The organism is Streptomyces sp. WM4235, from assembly GCF_001279725.1.
Lineage (GTDB): Bacteria > Actinomycetota > Actinomycetes > Streptomycetales > Streptomycetaceae > Streptomyces.
The window spans coordinates 1-341 of the sequence record NZ_LGDE01000346.1; the positions used below are offsets into that span (position 1 = coordinate 1).

Genomic DNA, 341 nt, shown 5'->3' on the forward strand with positions numbered 1-341 from the left:
CCCCCGGCGAGATCGCCGGAGCCGCCCGGGCCGCGGGCGCCGCGAAGGTCTTCCCCGCCCACGTGGGCGGCCCCCGGTTCATCCGCTCCCTCAAGGCCGTCCTCCCCGAGGCCCTGATCATCCCGACCGGCGGCATCCGGCCGGGCGAGGTGCGCGACTGGCTCGCCGCCGGGGCGGGCGCCGTCGGCATCGGCGACGGGCTCCCGGCCGACCCCGACGAACTGGCCGCCGTCTTCGCGGAACTGGCCCTGCCGTGCTGCCCGCGCTGTACCCCGGAGCGCTGACCGTGCCCGGACGGCCACACCCCACGGACTACGACGTACTCGTCCTCGGCGAGGTCC

Annotated in this window: 1 pseudogene; it reads left to right on the top strand. The window is 77.7% G+C overall.

The features are described from left to right. A pseudogene (locus ADK55_RS22090) lies at positions 1–284 on the top strand (aldolase); the annotation flags it as partial. Between the last annotated feature and the right edge of the window lie 57 nt (positions 285–341).